Origin of the sequence: Sphingomonas sp. IC4-52, from assembly GCF_020707225.1 — a bacterium.
In the GTDB taxonomy this organism is placed as follows: domain Bacteria; phylum Pseudomonadota; class Alphaproteobacteria; order Sphingomonadales; family Sphingomonadaceae; genus Sphingomonas.
On sequence record NZ_JAJFEU010000006.1, the window covers coordinates 178,839 to 203,775 of the forward strand.

The following is a 24,937-nucleotide window of genomic DNA, read 5'->3' on the forward strand; positions in this document are numbered from 1 at the left end:
CGGCCGGTCCTGATCACTTGTCCCGCCGTTTGATGGTGACGGTGGAGTTGCGCTGCACGGGCACGTTCACGCGCGGATCCTCGATGTTGCCCGGCACCGGCGCGGAGGGGATTGGCGCTGCCGCCCCCATGTAATCGCGCACCAGTTCGTCGATCGACGGCTCACGCGCCGGGTTGTGCTGCCCCTGCTGGAGCCGCAGATAACCGTAGCGCTGCTCCGTCACCCGGCGATTATCCTCGGATGATCGAAGGATCGTCGGACGGATAAAGACCATGAGGTTGGTCTTCGACCGCTGCCGCGCCTTCGACCGGAACAGGTTGCCGATCACGGGAATGTCCCCGAGCAGCGGCAGCTTCTCCAGGGTGCGCCGCTCGTCATCGCTCAGCAGGCCGCCGATGATGGCGATCTGCCCATCGTCGACGGTAAGCGTGGTCTCCACCTCGCGCTTGTTCAGGATCAGGTCTGAATTATCGTCGCTGACCGGCCCTGCGATGGAGCTCACCTGCTGGTGGAGGAACAGCTTGATCGAGCCCGAGGAATTGACCTGCGGCCGAACCTCCAGCTGGATGCCGACATTCTCGCGCTGAACGGTGCGAAAGGCATTGTCGAAATTCTGGCTCAGCGCCTGGCCCGTGGTGATCGGGATCTCCTGCCCGACCAGGATACGCGCTTCCTGATTGTCGAGCGTGATCAGGCTGGGTGCCTGCAGCAGGTTCGACGTGGTGTCGCTCTTCACGGCATTGATGATCGTGCCGAAGATCGTATCCCCACCGATGTTCCCGCCAAACCCGGCGAACCCGCCGCCGGCGCCCAGAATGGAGTTGATCGCCTGCTGGGCCAGGGCGTCACTGGCGGTATTCCCGGTGCTGGTGGTCGTCCGCGTCCCGTCGGGCGCCACCACCGTGGTCGTCGTCCCACCCACCTCACGCGCGCCGATCGCGCCTGCGATGGTCAGCAGATTGGGGGCGGAATTGGAAAAGCTGGTCGCGCCGAACGCCCCACCGGACAGGCTGCCCAGCAGGAACTGGAAGCCAAGGCGGCTTGCCGTCACGTCCGATACTTCGGCGACGATCGCTTCCACCAGCACCTGCTCGCGCCGGGTATCGAGCTGTCGCACCACCTCCGCCAGCTGCCGCTGGATGTCGGCAGGCGCCGCGATCACAATGGCGTTAGCGCCCACGAACCGTGTCACGACGGCCGGCGCCCGGCCACCTTGCGCCTGCACGGCGGCCTGCCCGCTCGATCCGCCGCCCGGCGCGCTTTGGCTCTGCGCCTGGCTGGCGGCGTTGGCGCTCGGCTGCCCGCCACTCCCGTTGTCCCCGGTGGAGGCCCCGAAGTTCGATTGGCTGAGCTGGTTTTGCGGCACGGCGTCGGGGGTCTGCCCGACGAGTTGCTGAAGCACCGGCAGCAGCTGCGCCGCATCGGCATGCTCCAGGAAGACGACGCGGATTTCCGTGCCGCTCTTCGCCTTCTGGTCCAGATCGAGCGCCACTTGCGCCAGCCGCGCGACCGTTGAAGGATCGCCGCGCAGCGCCACGGAGTTCGCGCCCTCCACGGGCACGACGCTGGCACTCACCGTCTGCCCCTGCGCCGGCGTCCCCAGCAGCCCCTGAAGCGCCGTCGCGATATCACGGGCACCGGCGTTCTTCAGCGCGATGACGCGGGTCGAATTGTTATCGGTATCGATCCGCCGCAGCACTTCGCGCACCCGGCGGACATTATCGGCGAAGTCGGCGATAACGATCGAGCTGCCGGCCCGATTGGCGCTGACCGATCCTTGCGCGGAAACAAGCGGGCGGACCGTATCAACGGCCGATTGCGCGTCAATGGCACTCAGCCGCACGATCTCCGTCACGAACTGGTTTCGTGCCGCGCCACTGGTGCCGATCCGCCCCGGCTGGCTTGCGGCATTCTCGATCGGCTGAACACGCAGCGCGCCATTGGCGGTGGGCACCGTGACGAGGCCGTTGGCGCGCAGCGTGGAGAGGAACACCTCGAAATATTCGGACCGGCTGAGCGGTCGATCCGTAACCACCGTCACCTTGCCCTGAACGCGGCTGTCGATGATGAAGGTGCGCCCGGTCACCTTCGCCGCATCGGCGATAAACGCGCGGATGTCGGCATCGCGCACGTTCAGCGTCGTTTGCGCTTGCGCCTGAACGCCCAGGACGAGCGCCAGCGCGGGCGCGAGCAGCCAGCGCTTCATTGTCCCGCCACCTGGATGCTGAGGGGCAGCGTCTGCCCGCCGCGATCCACCGTGATCGCGATGGCGCCGCCACCGGCATATTGAGTGGCCAGTCGCTCGATATCGCCAGGCCCCTGCACCGCGCGGCCGCCGATCTCCGTCACGATGTCACCCTCGCGAAGGCCAGCAGCACGGAACGCCGCGCCGGAGCCTGCCGGCCGCACGACCAGGCCGTTGATCCGCCCACCTTCGACACGCGGCACAAAACCGATTTCACGCTGAAACTGCTGCACTGTGATCCCTGAGGTAGAAGGCGTGGCGGTGGCCTGCTCGGCGTCGCCCGGCACGGGCGTCGGCGTGGCGGCACCCGCGGATTGATCGAGAAACAGGTCTTCGCGCGCGCCGCCGCGCTCGATCGTCACATGATCGAACGCAACCGCTCTCAGCACCACGCCCGGCATGATTTCCTCGCCCACCGCAACGCTTTTTTGCACATTGTCCGGTCCCGCCAGGATCGCGGAGCCGCGACCCGTCGCCTCGTCGATCCGGGTACCGAAAAGGGTCAGTTGAAGCGAGGTCACGACTCCGGCACCGTTCTGGGCTGCGCCGCCACTGATGCGGAAAAAAGGGTCGAAACTGCGCAGCACGTCGCCCGGCGCGTTGGGCAGAACAACGCCCGCCGGTCGCCATTCGCCCAGGGGCGAGACCGGCGTCACCACCGTCCAGACCAGCCGCGCGCACTGGATCGCCAGCGCCCCGAGCAACAGCAGTTCCGCCAGCGAATAGACGTTCACGACGGGCATCCGCCGCAGGATCGCCTTCGCGCGGGCGTCGAAGTTCAATCGCATGTATTTGCCAATCCCCGCGCAGCCGCCGCTATGTCCGCGATGTTACAGCGGCATTGCAAGCCAGTGTAATATCTAGGGCGTTCGCCGGCCATTCCTATCGGCGGCGCCCTGCGGCTGGTGACGAAGGCTCAGCGTTCGCCCCGGCCGGATCGACCCGGCCGGGGGCGGTGTGCTGGCGTAACGCTGGCCTCGCCAGCAAAGGTGGGATCAGAAGGTGACGCTGGCGCCCAGCGTGAACATCCGCCCCTGCTCGTAGCGATTGATAAACACGCGCCGCCCGTCCTCGAAGGTTTGCCGCTCCTGGTAACGGGTGCCCGTCAGATTGCGGGCCTCCCCCTTCAGCTCCAGCCGCGTACCAAGGAAATCGACGGTCTGCCGAACCACGAAGTCCAGCCGGATGCCGGGGCGCTCGATGATGTCGGGCTGAAAGCCGACGCCGGACAATAGCGACGGGCCACGATTGGTCACGCGATCACTGGCGTAATTGAACAGCAGCGTCGCCTGCATGTCGTTGTCGCGATCCTCATAGCCGAGCTGAAGGTTCACGAGATGGTCGGACTGGCCGGTCAGCGGCGCTCCGTCGCGGAACTGGAGGTTAGCCGGGGCAAACCCGGCCCCGCACCCGCCCAGCGAAACGCCGAGCACGCTGGGCACGCACTGCTCGTCCGCGGTGATCTGCGACTGCGTATAGGTGTAATTGGCGATGATCACCGCCCGCTTGCCGGCCATGCCCTCGGAGATGAAGTCGAGCGGCAGGTACTTCTGCACCTCGATCTCGCCGCCCCACAGAGTCGCCTTGGGCAGGTAGGTAAAGCCGGTCTGAAGCCGCGCGTCTGGCGTCGGATAGAAGCCAACCTGCTCGATCGGATTGTCGATCCGCTTGTAGAAGCCTGCTGCCGTGATCCGCTGGTCACGATCAAAGAACCATTCGTAGCGCGCTTCCAGATTGTAGAGCTTGGAGTCGCGCAGGTTGGGGTTGCCGAAGAACAGGCGGTCCGACTCGAAATCGCGGAACGCCTGGGGGGCGAGTTCGCGGAACTGCGGACGCGCGATGGTCTTCGCCGCGGCCAGTCGCAGCTGCATGTCCGGTGCGAAGTTCCAGGTCAGCGTCGCCGCTGGCAGGAAGTAATCATTGCTCAGCCGCGTCGGTGCGGCACCGATCGGCGTCACTTCCTGCTTCGCCGTCTCGTACCGAACGCCAATGATCGCACGGATGCCATCGATCGCTTCGGCCTCTGCCTGAACGTAACCGGCATGGATTCTGAGGCTCGCGTCATAGGCGTAGGAGCCGTTCAGACCCGAGTCGAACCGCAGCTGGACGGCGTTCTCCGCCGGCGTGCCGGACGTCGCCACCGGGCAGCCGTTCAGCACGTCCGGGGACAGGAGGTAATCGGGGCGGAAGAGATTGCAGGGGAACGGGATCGCTCCGCCGGTGGCCGTCTGGAAAGTGAATGGCAGGCGAAGCGACGATCGTTCGTTCTGCGAATAATAATAGCCGGCCGACAGGGTGAAGGGACGGTCGCCGGGCAGCTTGTAGGCAACGTCGGCCTGCCCGGAATACAGGTCCTCGTTCAGCTCGCTGAAGACGACGGTGGCAAAGCGATCGAACGCATTGGTGGCCTGCCACACTCCCGGGCAACTCAGCGCGCTGCCACCAACAGGGTTGGTCACCTGAATGTTGAGGCCGGTGTTGCAGGTGTAGATGAATTGGCGCTCATAGGGCGAGTTGCGCTTCGAATTCGCATAGGCGCCGCGCACATCCACCGACAGATCATCGACCGGCTTGAACTCACCGACCAGCTGCGTCTCGATCAGCTGCCGTTCGAACCAGTTGGTGTTCTGCTGGAAAATCGGGTTGCCCGACGAATTGTTGTAAACCGTCGCGGCGGAGGCGCGCCCCTGCTTCAACGTGTCGTGGATATAGACGTTGGTCCAGCGGATGCGGTTCTCGTCAAATTCATAGCCGAAGCCGAGTAGGCCGTTCACGACCGCGCGATTGTCGGTGATCAGCGTGTCGAAGTCGTTCCGCAGGGTGCCGTCATTGCTGATCGTATCCTGCTGCGTGGTGGCGCGGGTGCGCCAGGTGTTGGACACGCTGCCGGTCGCGATCATGCCGATGCGCCCCGGTCCGAGTTCGCCGACAAGACCCAGGTTGAGATCGGCTGACCAGTTTGGCGGAATGTCGAAATTGCGCTGAAGCAAGGTGGTCCGCGCATTGGACAGCTGCGCGACCTGCGCAGTCGGGATCACGCCCGATCCGTTTGGCGCATTGCGCAGGAAGTCGGGCAGTTTGCGCTCGCCCGAATCATAGCCGAGCCAGTCCGTCTTCGATCCGTAATAGGTGTTGCCGAGCTTGCCCGTGGTTTCGGTGTCGATGCCCAGCGACCCGCCCACGGTGACGTAATTCTCGTCCGGAATGGCCTTGGTGGTCAGGTTGATGACGCCGCCGCCGAACTCACCGGGATAATTGGCGGAATAGGTCTTCTGGACCAGCGCCGAACCGACGATGGTGGTGGGAAAAATGTCGAGCGGCACCGTCCGGCGCAGCGGCTCCGGGCTCGGCAGTGGCGATCCGTTCAGCAGCGCGGAGGAATAGCGGTCGCCAAGCCCCCGCACGAAGACATAGCCATTGCCGACCACCGACAGGCCGGTGACGCGCGTCAGGGCGCCCGCGATATCGCCTTCACCTGTTCGTGCGATATCGGCCGTGGAAAGGACGCTGATCACCTGGGCGGTGGATCGCACGGTGTTCGGGATGTTCCGCCCGACCACCACGATGTCCCCGCCGGCCGCCGCATCCACGCCGGGAGCGGACACTTCCGCGCTCTGCTCATCGGCGGCCGTTGGGGCAGATTGCGGACTGGCGGCGCTCGTGTCCGTGCCTGCCGGATCGGCCGGCGGGGCGATGGTGCCGGTGCTCGGCCCTGCCGCCGGAGCGCCATCGGAAGGCGCGACCTGCGCCAGCGCGGCTGGGGCCACGAGCGTCGTCGTCACGAGGAGCAGGGAGGCGTAGAGGGCGCGCTGGCGCATGATCAGGTCTTCCGGTGAATTGGCAAGGAGCGGGCCCGCCGCGGCGCTTGTCACACGCACGGGCCCGCTACGGTCAGCAGTGGCGGCCGGGGCTCAGCGGCCCTGGCACTGGAAGTAGACCGAGTTGAAGGTCGGCGGACCCACGTCCTGCAGCGCGGCATCGGCCGGCCGGATGGTCGTGCGGGTGTCGCCCGAGCCGGCGCCTGCCACCAGGTTGATGCAGCCCTGGCCGGAGCCGGTCTTCACCACGCCGTTGACGAAGGCGAAGTCCGCGCCGCCGCGCAAGCGGATCGCGGCCGGGGCCGAAGGCGCCGTCTGGATGAAGGTGAAGTTGGCGTAGCGGCCAAAGGTGCGCGGCAGCAGGTCCTCGGCGCCGTTCGAGTCGATCTCGGTCGCGAACGAGTCGGCGGTCGCACCGCCGGCCTTCTGCGCCGCAATGATGAACTGCATGAAACCGCGCCAGCCGTTGTCGACGTCGAAGCCATCGTCGTCAGCACCGGTCACCACGAAATACTTCAGGTTGGTGGTGCCGCCGAAGATCTCGATGCCATCGTCCGCCGAATTGTGGCTCTGAACATGGTCGATGGTCGTGCCGCTGCCGGTGCCACCCAGGGTCAGGCCCTGAAGCTCGTTGCCCTCGCTGATGGCGATGCCGGTGTAGCGGATCTGCACATATTGCAGCGTGCCCGAGTTATCGGCCTGGTTGGTACCGCCGTAGAAGCGGCCCGGAACGCCCTCGATCGGCGCCTGGCAGGTCGTGCTGGTGCCGCCGGCGTCGTTGCCGGTGGTGCCACCTTGATTGTTGCCACCGGTGCCTGCCGCGCAGACCGCGGTCGGTGCGCGGCCGAGCAGGATGAGGCCGCCCCACTGGCCCTGCGTCGAATCGGACACGCCATTGGCGGTCAGGTTCTGCTGCGAGGTGAAGATGATCGGCGCCGCGGCGGTGCCCACCGCATTGATGCGGCTGCCCCGGTTCACCAGGATCAGGTCGTTCGAGGCCTCGCTCGAATCGGCGGCGAGAACAACGCCCGGCGCGATCGTCAGCGTGACGCCCGAGTCCGCCCCCTGCGAGCCGACATCGACGCCCACTTCGGTCTGGCCGCGGAAACGGTAGAAGACGCCTGCGATCTTCGGCAGCGTCAGGCTGCTCGTGATCTTTTCCGGAAGGCGGCAGGCGCGGAAACCGGCGACCAGGCCGTCGTCGGTCGTTCCCGTCGGGCATGCCGCGCCCGCCGCCAGCGTGCCGATATTCGGCACCGCGGTGCAGGCGGTCGTGGTGCCGCCGAAGTTTGCGGAGGAGGAATTGCAGGTCCAGCCCTGGAACGACGTATCGTCAGGCCCGCTTACTGCCCCAACGAAGCTCGCCGGCACGAAGAAATTGCCCAGCGTCGTTGGGTTGCTCGGCGTGGTCAGCGGCGTGTTGTTGACGGGGTAGATGCCGTTCAGCCCGGCGGCGCCGTTCACATTGTTGTTGGTGCCCGCATTGACCAGCGCGAACTGCTCGTCGGCGGTGATGGTGACGCCGCTCTGCGTCGTCGCGACGGCGAATTGCGCTGCCGTGATCGGCGAGGGCGTCGGCGTACCCGTCGTCGGCGGCGTGGGCGTGGGCGCCGGGGTGACGATCACGTCGATGTTGCCCGCCCCCGGCGATGCGACATCGTCCGCGCCGCACCCGGCGAGCAGAAGGCAGGCGGTGCCGGCAAGAAAGTGGTGGCGGCTGAAGCTGAGCATGTCTCACTCCCGTTGAGCTGATCGGTCCTCCCCTGGACCGCGGGCGAGCCGGGCCACATGCCCGTCCCCCCTTGAGGAGTGCCGCTAGGCGCGTGACGTGACAGCCAAGTGGAGGTTCAGAGACTCGGGAGTGACGGTGATGTTGCGAAGCCGTGACAATCGCGGCGCAGCCCGATCGAGCGTCGGATCAGATCACTCGTCGATGCCGAAGTTCAGCGTGCGGGAAACCATCGGGTCCGCCACCCCGACCAGCAGATAGGCGGCAAATTGCTTCACCCGCTGCCACAGGCCGGTGACCGCCAGATAGCGATCCATGGTGATTTCTTCCGACTGGGCGATCTCGCCATCGATATAGGCGCGGACATGGTCGGCGAAGGCCACGTCCTCGATCCGCAGCATCAGCTCCAGGTTGATGAACAGGCTGCGCATGTCGAAATTGGCGCTGCCGATGTGCACTGCCCGGTCCACCGCGTACAATTTGGTGTGCAGCTTGGTGGGCAGATACTCGAACACCCTGATCCCGCGCTTCAACAGGCCGCGATAGGTGAAGCGCGCTGCTGCGATGGTGGCATTGTTGTCCGACTTGCGCGCCGTCACCACGCGCACCACCCTGCCCTTTCGCCCGGCGCGGTCGATCTGCCGCAGCATGGTCGGGCTGGGGGTGAAATAGGCCGCGATGATGTCGATCCGCTCGGCACGGCGCATGTCTCCGCGCACCGCTCGTGCCCAGGGCGACAGGCGCCGAGTCGGCCCGCCGATCAGCCACCGCACCTCGCCCTCCTGCTCGCTCCATTGCGACAGCGCCCGATTGAGGTGGCGAAGCTTGCCTTTCGGCTCCCGCACCCAGGCGTTCAGCGCATCGAAATAGCCGGCGATGCGCGCGGCGGCCGGCCCTTCCATCAGCAGCCCCAGATCACGCCACGCCTGGTCGCCGGCGGTGCCGAAATAATCATCCTCGATATTGAAGCCGCCAACGATGATCCGCGGCGCCGCTTCCTCCGCATCGGCCAACGCCAGCTTCTGGTGATTGCGCAGGAGATAACGCCGGCCCAGCCGGGGCACGAACCGGCAGACCGAAACCCCGGCCGCCTCCAGCGGATCGAAAAAGCGCCGGTCTGCCGCCTCGTCGCTGCCGAAGCCGTCGACGATCAGCGACACCTCGACACCCCGGTTGGCGGCGTCGATCAAAGCCTCGTTGACCCGCTCCCCCGCGTGATCGTCCGCATATATATAGTAGAGCATCCGCAGCGAGCGGCGGGCGCCCTCGATCAGGTCGATCAGGGCATTCAGTCGCTCCGGCCCTTCGATCAGCAGGGTCAGCCGGTTGCCGGCGACGGTGAAGGGACGCGCATCGTTCATTGCGGGCTGACTTGGACTGCGCGGGCCACCGCGGCAAGGATGCGGATTCCTTGACTTGGCGGGCCCTTGGGCCTAGATCGCCTGCCTTCATCCAGCAGTAGTTTAGCGAAGGAAGCGTCTATGGCGCGCGTCACGGTCGAGGATTGCGTCGACAAGATCCCCAACCGGTTCGATCTGGTTCTGCTCGCGGCTCAGCGCGCGCGGCAGGTGTCAGGTGGCGCCGAACTGACGATCGACCGCGATCGGGATAAGAATCCGGTGGTCGCGCTGCGCGAGATCGCCGAGCAGACGGTCAAGCCGGAGGATCTCCGCGAAGGCGTGGTGCAGAGCCTGCAGCGCGTTCAGATCGACGACGAGGAAGAGGCCGATGCCGTCGGCTCGCTGGCTGCTTCGGCAGAGGCGCTGCGCCTCACTGCCGCTGCCCCGCCGCGCAATCAGAACCTCGGCGCCGATTACGACGGCTGATCGGCCGCGCCCGGCTTATGCCGGGCATGGCGGCTGTCGAAGCCGCAACAACGAAAAGGCCGCAGCGGCGACGCTGCGGCCTTTTCGTTTGCGCTCGTTCAGCCAGACCCCGCCATCGCAGGCAAAAACCGGGACTGGCGCATCGGCGTGGGCCGACAGCCCACGCCTGCACCCGGCGGCTATTCCTGGCGCCGCCCCTTGAAGCCCTGCGCCACCACGAACCATTCCACCGATCCCTTGCGGCTCGACGGCGGCTTGGCATGTTTCACGGTGGTAAAGTTGCGCTTCAGCAAGGTCACCAGCGCCGAATCCGCGCCGCCGGCGAACACCTTGGCGACGAACGTGCCCCCGGGCCGCAGCACCGAAATCGCGAAGTCGCTCGCCGCTTCCACCAGTCCCATGGTGCGCAGCGCATCGGTTTGCGGATGACCCACGGTATTCGCGGCCATGTCGGAAAGCACGACATCGGGTGCGCCGCCCAGTTCCTCGATCAGCCGCTCGGGCGCATCGTCCGCCATGAAATCCATTTGCAGGATCGTCACGCCGTCCAGCGGGTCTACCGGCAACAGGTCGATACCCACCACCGCACTGCCCGGCAGTTTGCGGCGGACCACCTGGCTCCACCCGCCCGGCGCCATGCCCAGGTCGACGATGCGCTTGGCCCCGCGCAGGAAATTGAACCGCTCGTCCAGCTCCAGCAGCTTGTACGCCGCCCGGCTGCGATACCCTTCGGCCTTGGCCCGCTTCACATAGGGATCGTTCAGCTGCCGCTCCAGCCAGCGCGTCGATTGCGCCGTCCGGCCCCGCGCGGTTTTGACGCGCGTGCGAAGTCCGCCCCCACCCCTCATGCCGCGCTCGTCATCAGGCGGCGCAGGATACCCTCGCGGATGCCGCGATCGGCAATGCCAAGCCGCTCCGCGGGCCATAGATCCAGGATGGTTTCGAGGATCGCGCAGCCCGCCACCACCAAGTCCGCACGTTCGCGGCCGATGCACGGCAGCTTCGCGCGCTCTGTAATGGACAGGTGCGCCAGCCGCTGGCTGATCGCCCGCATCGAATCGGCCGGTGCGATCAGGCCGTCCACCTGCGCGCGGTCATAGCGGTCGAGCCCCAGGTGGACGCTCGCCAGCGTGGTGACCGTGCCGGACGTGCCGAGCAGACGCCGCGGGCCGTCGACCTTCGGCAAGCGATCCGCAAAGGGGGCAAAGCTTTCCCGCACCAGGTTCCGCATCCGATCATAGGCTGCGGCCAATCCGGCCGGCCCCTCGCCGCCGCCCGCGCTTTCCGTCAGCGACACGACCCCCCAGGGGGCCGAGTGCCAGTCGATCACGGTTGGCACAGTGGTGGAAGTGTCGATCAGCACCAGTTCGGTCGAACCGCCGCCGATATCGAAGACGAGTGCCGGCGCGTTGCCCGGCTCCAGCAGCACATGGCAACCCAGCACGGCAAGCCGCGCCTCCTCTTCGGCCGAGATCACGTCGAGGTGGATGCCCGTCTCCCGATAGGCGCGTTCGATGAAAGCCGTGCCGTTGCTGGCGCGGCGGCAGGCTTCGGTAGCGACGGATCGCGCCAAAGTCACGTTGCGGCGCTTCAGCTTGTCGGCGCAAATGCGCAGGGCAGCGATGGTTCGCTCCACCGCCGCATCCGATAATCGGCCGCTGGTCGCCAGCCCCTCGCCCAGCCGTACGATGCGGGAAAAGGCGTCGACGACCGCGAATCCCTCGCCTTGGGGGCGGGCGATCAGCAATCTGCAATTGTTGGTGCCGAGATCCAGCGCGGCATAATGACGCGCGAAATGCTGGCGAAAGGGGGCCTTTTGCGAGCCCTCGCTTGCCGGACGGGCGCGGCGATCGCGCCGGTACGGCAGGTCGGCGTGATGATGCGCCACGTGCCGTCGTTCTTTCTTTTGTTCTTCCGTCGCGGGTAACCCCGCTCGGTGCTTGGCAGGGAAGCTAGCGTGCGCCGTGGCCCACTGCAACCCGCCCCCGCAATCAGGTGCTTGACCTTGCCGATCCGCCGGATTAGAGGCGCCCACCTGTTGCTGCTTCATCGCAGCGGCGCGGCTGTTGCCCGATCCTCTAATGGTAAGAGAGCGGACTCTGACTCCGTCAATCAAGGTTCGAATCCTTGTCGGGCATCCAGCACAACCTCCCCCGAACATCTGCGGACCTTTGGCTATCCGACAGCCGACCGATGTCGACGCATCCGCCCTCCTTCGGCTGCCAGTTCGCGGGGTTCCGTCCTGTTGCGAACGCCGGATGACACAGCTTTCATCGGCGATTGCCGCGTAACCATTCCTGTCGTCAGACCCGCAAAAGGCCGCCACACCATTGACGCACTGGGCCTCTAGCCGCGATGGCGGGCCTTTCGTGATACCTGCGTGACATGCTGATCCTCTCCCTTCTCCTCCAGGCCAGCCCGATTGTGGTGACCGGCCCGCAGCCCGGCGCGCCGCAGCCGCCCGCGACCATGGCCTATGAACCGGCCGCAATGCTGATCGCGACGTTCGACGCGGATGGCGACGCGCGCGTGACTCGTGAAGAAATGGAAGACGGCCTCGCCGCCTCCTTCGCCCTCATCGACGCGGCAAAGGCGGGATCGCTCCGCTATATCGAGTTCGCCGACTGGGCCGAGCGCTTCCTGGGCGATCGCAATGCGCTGCCCAGTCCGTTTGAAGTCGATCGCGACGGCGATGATCGGGTCGCCTTGCGTGAACTTCAGGCGCGCTTCTCCGAATATTTCACCCGTTACGATCGGGACAAGGACGGTGTTCTGACGCGCGCCGAGCTCCTGACGATCCGCGCCCGCGTGTTCGGCGACGACAGCCGGCCCAACGATGGAAAGAAGCGGAAGCCACCCCGTAAATGACCGACCGTTTCACCTTCACCATCGCCGCCACGGACGGCGCCGCTCGTACCGGCAGCATCGCCATGCACCGCGGCACGATCCGCACGCCTGCCTTCATGCCGGTTGGCACGGCCGCCACGGTCAAGGCGATGAAGCCGGCCGACGTCGAGGCCGCTGGCGCGGACATCATCCTTGGTAACACCTATCACCTCATGCTTCGCCCCGGCGCGGAGCGTGTGGCGCGGCTCGGCGGGCTCCACCGCTTCATGGGCTGGGACAAGCCGATCCTGACCGATTCGGGCGGCTATCAGGTGATGAGCCTGTCCGATCTGACCAAGCGGTCGGAGGAAGGCATCACCTTCAAATCCCACCTCGACGGCACGCGGCACCTGCTCAGCCCGGAACGCTCGATCGAGATCCAGCGGCTGCTCGGCTCCAACATCATCATGGCGTTTGACGAACTGGTGCCGACCACCTCCACGCGAGAGGTGCAGGCGGCGGCCATGGAGCGCTCGATGCGCTGGGCAAAGCGATCGCGGGATGCCTTCGACAGCGGCGGAGAGCATGCCGCGAACAACGCCATCTTCGGGATCCAGCAGGGCGCGCTTGACGAGGGGTTACGCCGCACCTCGGCCGACGCGCTGATCGACATCGGCTTTGATGGCTATGCGATCGGCGGCCTGGCGGTCGGCGAGGGACAGGAGGCGATGTTCGCCTGCCTCGATTTTGCCCCCGGCCAGCTGCCCGCCGATCGCCCGCGCTACCTGATGGGCGTCGGCAAGCCCGACGACATCGTCGGCGCGGTGGAGCGCGGGGTCGACATGTTCGATTGCGTGCTGCCGACCCGCTCGGGCCGCACCGGTCAGGCGTTCACCCGCACCGGCCCGATCAACATCCGCAACGCCCGCTTCAACGAGGATCAGGGCCCGCTCGATCCCGAATGCGGCTGTCCGACCTGCGCCACCTGGAGCCGGGCCTACCTCCATCATCTCGTGCGTGCGGGTGAGATCCTGGGCGCCATGCTGATGACCGAACACAACATCTTCTTCTACGAAACGCTGATGGCTGACCTGCACTCGGCGATCGCCGAACAGCGGCTCAAAGCCTTTGCCGATGCGTTCCGGTCGCGGTACCAGCGCGGCAAAGGAGAGTAAGCGTGTCCGACGAACCCAATGAGATCCTCGCCGCCGCCGCTGCCGCCAAGCAGCATGAAACCGCCGCCAAGGACGCCACCGCCGCGCGTCAGAAGCGCGGCTGGGATCTGGGCAAGATCGGTCTGGGCGTCGGCATCGGTTCCGCCGCAATCGCCGCGGCAGTACTCTTCACCCGCAAGAAGGACTGACGCGCACCCGCCGCTGGCCCAGCCAGCGGCCACCTCCTGCAGATCGCGGGCGGGCAAGAGCCGCCCTCTCGCCAGCATCGCGAGCAGGCAGTTTCCTGCGCCTCCATGCTGAGGCGCTTCCGGTATCCAAGCGGCCACTGACGAGCCGCCGTCCGCCCCGACCCCCTCGATCACCAGCATGCGCTTGCCGTGAATGGCACCTCCTCAGCAGCCGGCGCTCGCCGACGCGCACGCCTCAGCGCGGAGTGCCTGAACTGCGTCCCGGCTGCTGCTTGGGGCATGCGTGGTTCAGGCGAAGCAGAGCAGTTTCCCCCTGCGGAGGCTGCGCGGTCGCTCCCCTCCGTCAGTCGCCGACATTCGCAAAAAGCCGATCCGCAACCACTAGTCCATCGCGCCGCGCCCGGGCGACACCCCGCTGGAAACGAGGCGCCAGGGATCGATGCGAAAGCGCAAGGTGAAGCGGCGATCATCCCCGCTTATGCAGGTCTGACCGCCGCCGCCCAACCCCGGCGTCAATCGTCAAGCGATCGATGAACCGGGCTCAGCCCGCCAGATCCTTGAACGCCGCATCCTTGTCCGTCCGGATCTCGCCCGGCAGGCCAAGCACGCGCTCGGCGATGATGTTCTTCAGGATCTCGTCGGTGCCGCCGGCGATGCGTAGGCCCGGCGCGTTCATCACCGCGCCCTGGAACAGCCCCTTCAACGGCAGCAGCGCCGGATCGTTGATGATCCCATACTGATCCTCCGCCTCGACCGCGGCATTGCCCAGATCCTGCAGCACGTTGGCGGCGATGATCTTGCCGATCGAGCTTTCCGGCCCCGGCGTCTGCCCGCGGCTCAGCGCAGTCATCGTGCGCATGCGGGTGTTCCGCAGGCCTTCGGACTGGACGTACCAGTCGGCCAGCCGCTGGCGAAACGCCGAGTCCTTGATCAGCGGGCCGTCCGCTGCGTCCAGATCCTTGGCCAGGGCCAGGATCTCCTTCGGGCTCGCTCCGCTCGCCCCGCCGACCGCAAGCCGCTCGTTCATCAGCGTGACCAGCGCGACCTTCCAGCCGTCGTCCACCGCGCCCAGCCGCTGCGAATCGGGGATGCGAACGTCGGTGAAATACACCTCGTTGAAGTTCGACCCGCCCGACATCTGGTGAATCGGCCGGATCTCGACACCGGGCGATTTCAGGTCGAGCCAGAACATCGTCAGGCCCTTGTGCTTGGGCACGTCCGGGTTGGTGCGCACCAACACGATGCCATAGTCCGAATAATGCGCGCCGGAGGTCCAAACCTTCTGGCCGTTCACCACCCAATCGTCGCCATCACGCACCGCGCGGGTACGGATCGCCGCCACGTCGGAACCGCCAGCGGGCTCGGAGAACAGCTGCGACCAGATTTCCTCACCGCGCAGCGCCGGGCCGACGAAACGCTTCTTGGTCTCCGCATCGGCGAACGCCATCACGGTCGGCACGCACATGCCAAGGCCGATGGTGAAATAGCCGTATTGGACGGGGAACTTGGCCTCTTCCTGGCCGAAGATCACCGACTGGATCGGCGTGCCGCCGGCCCCGCCCCATTCCTTGGGCCAGGTGATCTGGGCATAGCCGGCCTCGGCCTTGCGCCGCTGCCATGCCTTGCCCGCCGCCATGTCGTCGGCATGGTTCATCGCCTTGTGCTCGGCGACGTTCTGTTCCAGCCAGGCGCGCGCCTTGGCGCGATAGTCGGCTTCTTCCGGGGTATCGTTGAAGTCCATGTCGCTATCCTCTCACGCGCTCAGGCGGCGTTCTTCATTTCAAGCTGGCTGACCAGACGCTCGCGCCACGTCGCCGGGGCACCCGCCACCAGCGAAAGCTGCCGCGACCGGCGATAATAAAGCTGCGGGTCCGCTTCCCAGGTGAAGCCGATGCCGCCGTGCGTCTGGATATTCTCCTTGGACGCGAACCAGAACGCCTCGCTCGCCGCGACGCGCGCCGTCGCCGCCGCCAGCGGCAGCTCGCCCGCATCGGTGTTGAGTGCCCAAGCGCCGTAATAAGCGTTCGATCGCGCGATCTCGTTCTTCACGTAGATGTCCGCGAGCTTGTGCTTGATCGCCTGATAGCCGCCGATCACGCGGCCGAACGCCTGCCGGTCGAGCGCATAGGCCTTGGCCATCTCCAGGCACTTGTCCGCCCCACCGACCTGCTCGAACGCGAGCAGGATCGCCGCCCGGTCGAACACCGCCTGCATCGCCGCGATGCCATCCTCGTCACCCAGTCGCTCCGCCGGTGCACCCGAGAAGGTGAGCTTGGCCGCCGACCGCGTCGGGTCCAGCGTCGTCAGCACCTCGGCCGACACGCCTTCGCCCTTCTCGACGAGGTACAGCCCGTCCTTGGCCAGCACGACGATCAGGTCGGCGACATCGCCGTCAGTGACCGGGATCTTCTCGCCGCTCAGCTTGCCGCCCGTGACGCTGGTCTTGATCGACCGCGCCGTCACCGGCCCCTTGCCCTCACTCGTCGCGAAAGCACCGATCACCTCGCCCGCCGCGATTCTGGGCAGCCACTTCGCCTTCTGCTCCTGCGAGCCGAACTTCATCAGCGCCTCGGCGACGAAATAGACGGTCGAGGCGAACGGGATCGGCGCGCACGCACGGCCCAGTTCCTCTGCCAGCGCGCACAGCTCGACATGGCCAAGCCCCAGCCCGCCGAACTCCTCGGGGATCGCGGCGCCCAGCCAGCCCTGCTCGGCCACGCTCTTCCAAAGCGCCTCGTCATAGGCACGGTCGTCATTGTCGAGGACGCCACGCACCACCTTGGCGTCGCACTTCGCGGCGAGGAACTTGCGCGCCTCGTCCTTCAGCATCTTCTGGTCGTCGGAATAATCGAAGTTCATGTCATTCTCCCCGCCCGCGCCGTTCGTGCTTCGGCAAGCCGCAGCACGAACGGGAAGCTGTTGATTTGCTTACCGCGGCTGCATCCGGATCGCGCCGTCGAGCCGCACGTCCTCGCCATTGAAATAGCCGTTGCGCAGCATCTCGACCGCCAGCGCGGCATATTCTTCCGCCATGCCCAGCCGCTTGGGGAACGGCACCATCGCCGACAGCGCTGCCTTCACCTGCGGCTTCGCCCGCGCCAGCAGCGGCGTGTCGAAAATCCCCGGCAGGATCGTATTGCAGCGCACGCCCTCGCTCGCGAGATCGCGCGCGACGTTCAGCGTCATGCCGATCACGCCCGCCTTGGCCGAGGCATAGGCGACCTGCCCCATCTGCCCTTCCTCGCCCGCCACGCTGGCGGTGTTGACGATCGCGCCACGATCCCCATCCTCGGTCGGGTCCAGCGTCATCATCCCGGCAACTGACCCGACGATGCAGCGGAATGAGCCGACGAGGTTCAGCTCCAGCGTCTTCTGGAAATTCTCGATCGGATAAGGGACGATCGATCCGTCCTCCTTCGACCGCGCCACCGTCTTATTCGGCCCGCCGAAGCCGCCGCCGGCGCAATTCACCAGCGCGCGCTCCTGCCCGTTCGCCGCACGCGCCTTGGCGAAGCCGGCGTCGACCGACGCCTGGTCCATCACGTCGACTTCGCAGAACACTGCACCGATCTCTTCGGCGACGCCCGGGCCGATTTCGGCATTCTTGTCGAACAGCGCGACCTTCACGCCATGCGCGCGCAGCGCCTTGGCGGTGGCCAGCCCCAGCCCCGAGGCACCCCCTGTGATAACGGCAGCAATATCCGGTCCGAGCTTCACGCCCCTCTCCCCTAATTCATGAGCGGCGGCCCCGTCGGCCGTCCGCGATTGCAGGATAACTTTAGTTATGTAGAGTGCGCCGTCAACAAACATCGCAACAAGCATGAGTGGGAGAGGCAGCGTGGAATATGAGATGATCTCGGTCGAGCGCCGGGGCGAAGTCGATTGGGTGACGATGAACCGCCCGCACGTCCTGAACGCGCTCAACGATCGCCACGTCGAGGAATTGAGCCACTATTTCGGCGCGCTGCACAAGGATCGCGACTGCCGGGTCGTCGTGCTGAAGGGCGCTGGCCGCGCGTACTGCGCGGGGCTCGATCTGCAGGAGGGCGGCCGCTCCGAATTCGACACGATCGATCGCCTCGCGCACCAGCGCTCGATCGCCGAGATCGTGATGAAGATGCGCTATTGCCCGCAGCCCATCATCAGCCTCGTCCACGGCCCGGCCTGCGGCGGCGGCTTCGCGATGGCGCTCGCGTCGGACATCCGTATCGCCGGCGAATCGGCCCGCATGAACGCCGCCTTCATTCGCATCGGCCTCAGCGCCTGCGATATCGGCGTCAGCTATTTCCTGCCGCGCCTCGTCGGCGCGAGCGTGGCCGCGGAATTCATGCTCACCGGCAATTTCATTACCGCCGATCGGGCGCTTGCCACCGGCCTCGTCAGCCGCGTCGTGCCCGATGATCAGATGGAGGAAGCCGCCGCGCCGCTGATCGAACAGATGCTCACCACCTCCCCGATGGGCTTGCGCCTCACCAAGGAGTGCCTGCGCATGTCGATCGACGCGCCCAGCCTCGAGGCGGCGGTGGCGATGGAGGACCGCAACCAGATCCTGTGCGCAACCTCTCCCGATTTCGGCGAGGGCATCAAGGCGTTCTTCGAGAAGCGCCGGCCCGATTACACCAAGAAGAAGGAGCAGGCTGCATGAGTGGGGGATTGGAAGGGCGCGTCGCACTGGTAACCGGCGGGGGCCGCGGCATCGGGCGTGAGATCGCACTCCGCCTGGCGCGTGACGGTGCCGACGTGGCGGTGAACTACCGCCGCGACGTCGAGGCCGCCGATGACGTGGTGCGCGAGATCGAGGGCCTCGGCCGCCGTGCCAAGGCCTATGCCGCCTCGGTCGACCGGTTCGAGGATTGCGAGAAGCTGGTCGACGCGGTCGTCGCCGACTTCGGCGGGATCGACATCCTCGTCAACAACGCCGGCATCGCCAGCCGCGGCCAGAGCGTCGCCGATACCGACCCGGCCGAGTTCGAGCGCGTCATGCGCACGCACTGCTTCGCGCCGCACTACATGTCGAAGCTCGTCCTCCCCTCGATGCGCGAGCGGGCAAAGGAAAAAGGCCGCGGCGACATCATCATGATCTCCAGCGTCGCGACGCTCTACCACGCCCCGAACGGCGCGCCCTATTCGATGGGCAAGGCCGCCGCCGAGGCGCTCGCGCTGGTGCTGTCGAAGGAGGAACGCAGCAACAATATCCGCACCAACATCGTCGCGCCGGGCCTCACCGTCACCGACATGGGCGAGCGGCTGGCCAAGGCCACGCGCGGCGTCGCGGACATCCACGATCTCGCCGCGCAATCACCCTTCGGCCGCGTCTCCACCCCGGCGGACGTCGCCGCCGCGGTCGCCTATTTCGTCTCGGCCGACGGCGAATATGCCAACGGGCAGAAGATCAACCTTCACGGCGGCGGCTGATGCCGCATCTCCCCTCCCGCTCGCGGGAGGGGAGCCCCCTCACCCCGCGCGCAGCTTGCGCTCGCCCTCGAACATGTAATCGCGCGTCAGCGGCACCGAATAGCGCCCCTTGGTCAGCTGCACCTGGTAATTGCACAGCCCCCCGTTGCGGAACGCCGCCGCCGCCCCGGCGAGGTAGAAGGTCCACATGCGGAAGAAGCGCTCATCATACAGCGCAACGATCTGATCCTTCGCCGCCACCGTCCGGTCGTACCAATGGTCGAGCGTATAGGCGTAATGGACGCGCAGCACCTCGATGTCGGTCGGGAACAGCTTCAGCCCCTCATAGGCCGTCACGATCTCGCTCAGCGCCGGGTTATAGCCGCCCGGGAAGATGTATTTCGCGGTCCAGTCGTCGGTGATCCCCGGCCCGCCCATGCGCCCGATCGTGTGCAGCAGCATTACGCCATCATCGGTCAGCAGCTCGCGGCACTTGCGGAAGAAGGTGCGATATTGCGGTGGCCCGACATGCTCGAACATGCCGACCGACACGATCCGGTCGAAGCTGCCGGTGACGCGGCGGTAATCGATCAGCTCGAACTTCACCCGGTCTGCCACGCCCGCCGCGGCGGCGCGATCGCGCGCCACCTTCAGCTGTTCTTCGGACAGCGTCACGCCCAGCACGTCGACGTCGAAATGCTTGTTGAGGTACAGCGCCATGCCGCCCCAGCCGCAGCCGATGTCCAGCACGCGCATCCCCGGCTTCAGCGCCAGCTTGGCCGCGATATGCGCCTTCTTGTCGTCCTGCGCCTGTTCCAGGCTGTTGCCGGGATCGGTGAAATACGCACAGCTGTACTGCTTGTCGCGATCGAGGAAGAGGTCGTACAAACGCCCCGACAGGTCATAATGATGCGCCACGTTGCGCTTCGATCGGCGCTCCATGTTGATCCGGTCGGCGCGATATTTCACCGCGTTGAAGGTGCGCGCGGCCAGCCCCGGCTTCAGGTTCTTCGTCCCCTTCTCCCAGGCATCATTGCGCTTCAGCAGCTCGACGAGGTCGCGAATGTCGCCCTTCTCGACAATCAGCCGCCCGTTCATGAAGCATTCGCCAGCGCCAAGCGCCGGATTGCGCGCGATCGTCAGCGCGACGCCGCTGTCGGCGAAGCGGATCGTTACGTCGGGGAAACCGGGCTCGGGCGTACCATAGGTGCGGGTCGCCGCCTTGGGGCGGTGAAGCGTGAGCGTGCCACGCTTCACCGCGCGGGAAAGGAAGATATCGATCAAAGCCATGGATCGAAATCGTAACGATCAGATCCCGGCATACCAATCGTAATCGACATTATCCTCCCAATAGCCGCCCTTGCCCTTGCCTACGCCTGCAAGGCTCGCCACGGCGTCGATCCGCATCAGATATTTGGCGTGCTTGTATCCCAGCTGCCGCTCCACGCGCAGGCGGCACGGCGCGCCGTTCATCACCGGCAGGAATTGGTCGTTAAGCGCCCAGGCCAGGATCGTCTGCGGGTGGAAGGCATCGATGAGGTCAATCGATTCATAATAAGGCGCGCCGCCGTACAGGTCGGCGCAGGTGAACACGATGTAGCGCGCCGCATCGCGCAGACCGGCCGCCTTCAACACTTCGCCGAGCTGCGGCCCCTGCCACTTGGCGATAGCACTCCACCCTTCCACGCAATCGTGCCGCGTGATCTGGGCGCGCTGCGGAAACGCCGCCAGGTCCGTGAGCGCCAGCGACAAGGGACGCGCTACGAGCCCTCCGATCTGCAGCCGCCACTCCGCGAAGCTCCCCGCCCGCATCGCTGCATATTCCGGCGTACCTGGGTCGCGGGTGCCGTTGGGGCGGAAAAAGGGCGATCGCTGCTCCGGGGAAAATTCCGGCGCCAGCGCGTTGCGATCGACCAAGGCACGTTGCAGCCCGCGCTGCATGTCCTCGCCCATGAACAGGATGCGGCGTGCGGCGGGATGCTCGATCACCTTGTCGCAGCCCGCCAGCAGCGCGGCGGTGCCGGCGATCAGGCTGCGTCGTGCAAGGATCATGGCCGCGGCTCCTCGGGTACACGCCACCATCCCGTGATCATCGACCGGATCTCGTTGATCGCTCCTGCCAGGATCACCAGGGTCAGGTGCACGATGGTGAACAGCGTCAGTCCGACCATACACAGGAAATGAATCGACCGCGCCGATTGCCGCCCGCCGAACAGGTCCAGCAACCAGGGGAAACCGGCGTTCATCATCGGCGACAGCGCGATCCCGCTAAAGATCACCAGCGGCAGCAGGACGAAGATGACCGCGATATAGGACAGCTTCTGGAAGATGTTGTAGGCGGACGGATTGGCGGGATCATGAAAGCGCAGCGCGAGATGCTCGCGCACATCTGCCGCCAGGGTCCGCCGCGACAGGTCCTCACGCCGCACCCGCAGGCGCCGTGCGAAATGCCGGTTCAGCAGGCTCACCATCATATAGGCAAGCAGCCCAAAACCGAGCACCATTGCAAAGAACAGATGCCAGCGCCGCGACAGCGCCAGATTGTAATTGGCGGGGATCGTCAGCCACGCGGGGAAGCGCGGCAGCTCCAGCCACGCCGCATCGAAGTTCGCGCCGTAGCGTCCCCAGTATAATCGCGGATGCGCGTTGGATATGCCCAGCCCCGATCCGATCAGGATGAAGATCGCGGCGGCGTTGATCCAATGCCACAATCGGGTCGCAAGGCGGTGGCGAAAAACGACGCGCATCGGCTGAACGCTACCATGAATTTGGCCGGTCCACACCTGCCCCCGGGGACATGTGCGGCCTACTGGCCGGCGCTCTTCCCCACGCGGCCAAACCGCTCCGGATAGCGGCCGAAACGCTCCGAAAGGCGGCCGTCCTTATCCGTAGGCGCGCCAGAAAAAGACAAGGGTCGTGGCTCCCGACAACAACAACGTCCACCAGCGTACCACCGCATGCGGCAGCAGCTTGCCCACCACCGCCCCGGCCCAGCCACCAACCAGCGCACCGACCAGCATCGGCACGGCCGACGCCCAATGGATCATGCCCGTGGCGACGAAAACGATCGCCGCCGCGGCATTGGCGATCGCCAGCATCAACGTCCGCGGCGCGAACATCGCCCGGGGATGCAGACCGGCGAGCAGACCGTAGGTCGCGGTCATCATCAATCCGACTCCGCCGCCGAAATAGCCGCCATAGATGCCCAGCAGCGCTTGTGCCGCGATCAGCGTACGCGCCCCGATCGTCACCCGCTGCGCCAGCCACACCGACGCTCGCTTGCCCACCGCCAGAACGACAAAGGCGTAGAGCACCAGCCACGGCACGATCACGTCGAACGTCTGCGCCGGAGTCAGCACCAGCAGCATGCTGCCGATCAGCCCTGCAACGAACGTCACCCACCCCAGCACGCTGAGGTTGACGCCGCCAAGTGGCGCGCGCTCCTTCCGGAACGACCAGCTGCTCATGGCCGCGCCCGGTAGCACCGCGAAGTTGGAGGTCGAATTGGCGATATTCGCCGGCAGCCCGATGGCGAGCAGGGCCGGCATGGTCGCGAACGATCCTCCGCCGGCCAGCGCGTTCATCGCGCCGCCGAGAAATCCGGCGCCGGTAACCAGCGCGATAGCAGCAAGATCAAGCACCCGCGGCTCTTTGCGCCGCATGCGCCGCTTGTCGAGTGCCGTCCCTCCGCACCGCGGCGCAGGCCCGCGGGATGCTTCGGCTCAGAGCCGCCGGGTGCCAGGATAGGCAAACAGCAGGTCTGCGTCCTCAGAGGCGTGGAGAAGCTCGGCGCCGGTCACCATCACGCACTCGCCCGCGCGCCAGGCCACGCCGCCGACAACGCCCTTGCCCCGGATCGGCACCAGCCAGCCCGTTGCGCCCTCCGGCAGATCGATCTGCCGCTTGCCACCGGTCCAGCGCTCGAGCACGAACTTGGGCCCTTCCACGAGAATGGTACGCCCGGGCTCAACCAGCCCCGGGCGCAGTGGTGCGACATAAGGCTCCAGGTCCGCCACGGCGACACCATCCTCGAGGTGCAGCTCGCGCGGCCGCCCATAGTCATAGAGGCGATAGGTAGTATCGGAATTCTGCTGCACTTCGATCAGCGTCAGCCCCGCGCCGATCGCGTGAATAACGCCTGAGTGTGAGTAATAGAAATCGCCCGCCTTCACCGGCTTCCAGTCGAGCTTGTCTTCGATCGAGCCGTCCAGCGCGCTTGCGCGCAGTTCCTCTGCCGTCATCTTCTGCTTGGGGCCGATGGCGATGGTCGAATCCGGCTCCGCATCCAGGATCAGCCAGCACTCATCCTTGCCACGCGGCAACCCGCGCTTGTGGGCCTCTTCATCGGAAGGATGATTCTGAACGGACAGTTTTTCGCTGGTAAACAGATACTTGATCAGCATCTCCGGCTCTTCGGGATGCGGCGATTGGAACCACACTTCGCCGATCGGCTCGCCATCGGGCGATGGGTCCGGAAATCCTGGATACAGCTTGTGGCGACCCCATGGTTTCTCCACGCGCTTGGTGGCCAGCAAGGTTGCAGTCATGTGAACCCCCGCAAAGATGAGCTTTGTCTCTAACTCGTGAACGCCGTCCGAACCAATGCGTTTCCCGCCAGATCCTGCTTCGCGCGTTTCAGCATTGTTCGCATGCGCGGCCCTGCGCTAAAGGCCTCCCCGATGCGTAATATTCCGTCTCGCCCGCTCGTCGCCCTGCTGCTCGCGGCCATGGCCTTGCCGATCGCCGGTTGCGCCCGCAATCGCGCCTCGGGCGACCTGCCCTATGTCGCGCGTGACGTGGGCACTCTGTACAGCGCCGCCCGCCAAAAGCTCGATCAGCGCCAGTACAAGCTGGCTGCCGCTCTGTTCGACGAGGTGGAGCGTCAGCACCCCTATTCCATCTGGGCACGCCGCGCGCAGCTGATGGGTGCGTTCAGCAATTATCTGGCGAAGAACTACACCGAGGCGATTCAGGGCGCACAGCGCTTCCTGTCGGTCCACCCCGGCAACCGCGATGCGCCTTATGCCTATTACCTCATCGCGATGAGCTATTACGAGCAGATCAACGACGTCACCCGCGACCAGAAGATCACGGCGCAGGCGCAGGACGCGCTGGGTGAGCTCACCCGCCGCTATCCCAACTCGCGCTATGCCGCCGATGCGCGGCTGAAGATCGATCTGGTCCGTGATCACCTCGCCGGCAAGGAGATGGAGATCGGGCGCTTCTATGAGCGTCGGGGCCAATGGCTTGCTGCAACCCTGCGGTTCCGCCGTGTGGTGGATGAATATCAGACCACGACCCACACGCCCGAAGCCTTGATGCGCCTGACCGAAACGTATCTGGCGCTCGGCGTCCGGGAGGAAGCCAAGCGCGCGGCGGCAGTGCTGGGCGCCAATTATCCGGAGACCTGGTGGTATCAGCGCGCCTTCGATCTGCTTGGCGAAAACCCCGCGCAGCCGGTTCGCCCGCTCGCCCCGGGGGAACAGGTGATCCCGCAGGCGACCGTCGCACGGCCGGAAACGCCGATCCGCAAGGAAGTCGAAGTGCTGCCGGTCGACAACTCGCCGACGCCGCGCGCGGAGGCACCGGGCGCCCCCACCCCGGCGACGCCGTCGGGCGGCGTGGGCTCGACTCCGGCGGGCAACAATCCTTCAACCGCCACGCCCACCGGCGTTCAGCCCGGCGCGCCGCCAGCGCCGTCGAGCGACGCGCCGCGGGACCAGTGAGGCACCGCCC

The 24,937-nt window shown here is 66.1% G+C and carries 22 protein-coding genes and 1 tRNA gene; 8 read left to right on the top strand and 15 right to left on the bottom strand.

Annotated features, from left to right (window positions below):
- Positions 1–13: 13 nt before the first annotated feature.
- The 5 genes from gspD to LK535_RS14770 all read right to left on the bottom strand — a co-directional run bounded on the left by gspD (position 14) and on the right by LK535_RS14770 (position 9,153).
- Positions 14–2,206 (bottom strand): type II secretion system secretin GspD, encoded by a 2,193-nt coding sequence (gene gspD / locus LK535_RS14750; protein WP_227772680.1) that lies wholly within the window; start codon positions 2,204–2,206, stop codon positions 14–16.
- On the bottom strand, positions 2,203–3,033 hold the full coding sequence (locus LK535_RS14755) for a type II secretion system protein N (protein ID WP_227772681.1): 831 nt from the start codon (positions 3,031–3,033) through the stop codon (positions 2,203–2,205). The genes gspD and LK535_RS14755 overlap by 4 nt, the downstream gene beginning before the upstream one ends.
- A gap of 207 nt (positions 3,034–3,240) precedes the next feature.
- Complete coding sequence (locus LK535_RS14760; protein ID WP_227772682.1) at positions 3,241–6,063, bottom strand: TonB-dependent receptor domain-containing protein; 2,823 nt, start codon at positions 6,061–6,063, stop codon at positions 3,241–3,243.
- 93 nt (positions 6,064–6,156) lie between these two features.
- Positions 6,157–7,794, bottom strand: coding sequence for a hypothetical protein (locus LK535_RS14765; RefSeq protein WP_227772683.1), 1,638 nt, complete (start codon positions 7,792–7,794; stop codon positions 6,157–6,159).
- A 192-nt stretch (positions 7,795–7,986) separates the two neighbouring features.
- Entirely contained in the window at positions 7,987–9,153 is a 1,167-nt protein-coding gene (locus LK535_RS14770) for a phospholipase D-like domain-containing protein (RefSeq protein ID WP_227772684.1), read from the bottom strand.
- Between the two features lie 120 nt (positions 9,154–9,273).
- On the opposite strand from LK535_RS14770, the gene rpoZ reads away from it, so the two are divergent.
- Entirely contained in the window at positions 9,274–9,618 is a 345-nt protein-coding gene (rpoZ, locus tag LK535_RS14775; RefSeq protein ID WP_227772685.1) for a DNA-directed RNA polymerase subunit omega, read from the top strand.
- 179 nt (positions 9,619–9,797) lie between these two features.
- On the opposite strand, the gene LK535_RS14780 is transcribed toward rpoZ, so the two are convergent.
- Together LK535_RS14780 and LK535_RS14785 are read right to left on the bottom strand one after the other, a co-directional pair.
- Complete coding sequence (locus LK535_RS14780) at positions 9,798–10,466, bottom strand: RlmE family RNA methyltransferase (protein WP_227772686.1); 669 nt, start codon at positions 10,464–10,466, stop codon at positions 9,798–9,800.
- Positions 10,463–11,506, bottom strand: coding sequence for a Ppx/GppA phosphatase family protein (locus tag LK535_RS14785; protein WP_227772687.1), 1,044 nt, complete (start codon positions 11,504–11,506; stop codon positions 10,463–10,465). Before LK535_RS14785 ends, LK535_RS14780 begins: the two co-directional genes overlap by 4 nt.
- Positions 11,507–11,685: 179 nt before the next feature.
- Here LK535_RS14785 and LK535_RS14790 point away from each other — a divergent pair.
- The 4 genes from LK535_RS14790 to LK535_RS14805 all read left to right on the top strand — a co-directional run bounded on the left by LK535_RS14790 (position 11,686) and on the right by LK535_RS14805 (position 13,807).
- A tRNA-Gln gene (locus LK535_RS14790) sits at positions 11,686–11,759 on the top strand.
- A gap of 244 nt (positions 11,760–12,003) precedes the next feature.
- Positions 12,004–12,486, top strand: coding sequence for an EF-hand domain-containing protein (locus LK535_RS14795; RefSeq protein WP_227772688.1), 483 nt, complete (start codon positions 12,004–12,006; stop codon positions 12,484–12,486).
- Positions 12,483–13,619, top strand: a complete 1,137-nt coding sequence (tgt, locus tag LK535_RS14800; protein ID WP_227772689.1) for a tRNA guanosine(34) transglycosylase Tgt — start codon at positions 12,483–12,485, stop codon at positions 13,617–13,619. The genes LK535_RS14795 and tgt overlap by 4 nt, the downstream gene beginning before the upstream one ends.
- 2 nt (positions 13,620–13,621) lie before the next feature.
- Complete coding sequence (locus LK535_RS14805; RefSeq protein ID WP_227772690.1) at positions 13,622–13,807, top strand: hypothetical protein; 186 nt, start codon at positions 13,622–13,624, stop codon at positions 13,805–13,807.
- Positions 13,808–14,348: 541 nt separating this feature from the next.
- Here the strand turns inward: LK535_RS14805 and LK535_RS14810 are convergent.
- The 3 genes from LK535_RS14810 to LK535_RS14820 form a co-directional block, all read right to left on the bottom strand.
- On the bottom strand, positions 14,349–15,548 hold the full coding sequence (locus LK535_RS14810) for an acyl-CoA dehydrogenase family protein (protein WP_227772691.1): 1,200 nt from the start codon (positions 15,546–15,548) through the stop codon (positions 14,349–14,351).
- 20 nt (positions 15,549–15,568) lie between these two features.
- Complete coding sequence (locus tag LK535_RS14815; protein WP_227772692.1) at positions 15,569–16,666, bottom strand: acyl-CoA dehydrogenase family protein; 1,098 nt, start codon at positions 16,664–16,666, stop codon at positions 15,569–15,571.
- Positions 16,667–16,735: 69 nt separating this feature from the next.
- Positions 16,736–17,524: an SDR family NAD(P)-dependent oxidoreductase gene (locus tag LK535_RS14820; protein WP_227772693.1), complete on the bottom strand. Its 789-nt coding sequence runs from the start codon at positions 17,522–17,524 to the stop codon at positions 16,736–16,738.
- 103 nt (positions 17,525–17,627) lie between these two features.
- On the opposite strand from LK535_RS14820, the gene LK535_RS14825 reads away from it, so the two are divergent.
- Positions 17,628–18,452, top strand: coding sequence for an enoyl-CoA hydratase/isomerase family protein (locus LK535_RS14825; protein WP_415837147.1), 825 nt, complete (start codon positions 17,628–17,630; stop codon positions 18,450–18,452).
- A complete protein-coding gene (locus LK535_RS14830) occupies positions 18,449–19,222 on the top strand; it encodes an SDR family NAD(P)-dependent oxidoreductase (protein WP_227772694.1) in 774 nt (257 codons plus the stop codon). Before LK535_RS14825 ends, LK535_RS14830 begins: the two co-directional genes overlap by 4 nt.
- A 39-nt stretch (positions 19,223–19,261) precedes the next feature.
- On the opposite strand, the gene LK535_RS14835 is transcribed toward LK535_RS14830, so the two are convergent.
- From LK535_RS14835 to LK535_RS14855, 5 genes are all read right to left on the bottom strand, one after another.
- Entirely contained in the window at positions 19,262–20,491 is a 1,230-nt protein-coding gene (locus LK535_RS14835) for an SAM-dependent methyltransferase (RefSeq protein ID WP_227772695.1), read from the bottom strand.
- An 18-nt stretch (positions 20,492–20,509) separates the two neighbouring features.
- On the bottom strand, positions 20,510–21,253 hold the full coding sequence (locus LK535_RS14840; protein ID WP_227772696.1) for a molybdopterin-dependent oxidoreductase: 744 nt from the start codon (positions 21,251–21,253) through the stop codon (positions 20,510–20,512).
- Positions 21,250–21,948: a cytochrome b/b6 domain-containing protein gene (locus LK535_RS14845; RefSeq protein ID WP_227772697.1), complete on the bottom strand. Its 699-nt coding sequence runs from the start codon at positions 21,946–21,948 to the stop codon at positions 21,250–21,252. Before LK535_RS14845 ends, LK535_RS14840 begins: the two co-directional genes overlap by 4 nt.
- Before the next feature lie 135 nt (positions 21,949–22,083).
- Positions 22,084–22,842, bottom strand: a complete 759-nt coding sequence (locus tag LK535_RS14850) for a sulfite exporter TauE/SafE family protein (RefSeq protein ID WP_227772698.1) — start codon at positions 22,840–22,842, stop codon at positions 22,084–22,086.
- 81 nt (positions 22,843–22,923) lie between these two features.
- On the bottom strand, positions 22,924–23,748 hold the full coding sequence (locus LK535_RS14855; RefSeq protein WP_227772699.1) for a class I mannose-6-phosphate isomerase: 825 nt from the start codon (positions 23,746–23,748) through the stop codon (positions 22,924–22,926).
- Between the two features lie 132 nt (positions 23,749–23,880).
- On the opposite strand from LK535_RS14855, the gene bamD reads away from it, so the two are divergent.
- Complete coding sequence (gene bamD, locus LK535_RS14860) at positions 23,881–24,927, top strand: outer membrane protein assembly factor BamD (RefSeq protein WP_227772700.1); 1,047 nt, start codon at positions 23,881–23,883, stop codon at positions 24,925–24,927.
- The last annotated feature ends 10 nt before the right edge of the window (positions 24,928–24,937 follow it).